This window comes from Bacteroides sp. 214 (assembly GCF_010501015.1).
Taxonomy (GTDB): Bacteria; Bacteroidota; Bacteroidia; order Bacteroidales; family Bacteroidaceae; genus Bacteroides.
In genome coordinates this window covers 1-327 of record NZ_QVML01000049.1, presented here as the reverse complement: position 1 = coordinate 327, position 327 = coordinate 1, and the positions used below count along the sequence as shown (strand labels likewise).

The following is a 327-nucleotide window of genomic DNA, read 5'->3' as shown; positions in this document are numbered from 1 at the left end:
GAATCCCAATCCATAACTCTGATAGTAGTCAGGATAAAAACGATGTGGGAACGTATAGTGCCATCTATTCTCATTAAGCGGTCTGTTTTCTATGTGCTAATCCATATTGTTGAGCATGGTAAATAAGCGAATAAAGAAGGTGTTGCTTTGGATAGTGTTAACGCCTTTTCGCCTGGGTAACAATGGGCTATAAACTTTTGTCCGTTGTGTGGCTGCCCTATGAAACGGTCGAATGGTGTCATTCGTGGTGGACATGTAGATGTTACTGTACTTGGTGCACTTCAGGTAGACGAGAAAGGAAATCTGGCGAATTGGATTATTCCTGGG

At 42.5% G+C, this 327-nt stretch carries 2 pseudogenes; one reads left to right on the top strand and one right to left on the bottom strand.

Annotation, left to right across the window (positions count from 1 at the left end):
* Positions 1-158: 158 nt before the first annotated feature.
* Positions 159-242, bottom strand: a pseudogene (locus tag D0T50_RS14015) (16S rRNA (uracil(1498)-N(3))-methyltransferase); the annotation flags it as partial.
* Between D0T50_RS14015 and D0T50_RS13495 the strand changes: the two are divergent.
* Positions 229-327 (top strand): annotated as a pseudogene (locus D0T50_RS13495) (CoA-transferase); the annotation flags it as partial. The pseudogenes D0T50_RS14015 and D0T50_RS13495 sit on opposite strands and share 14 nt — an antisense overlap.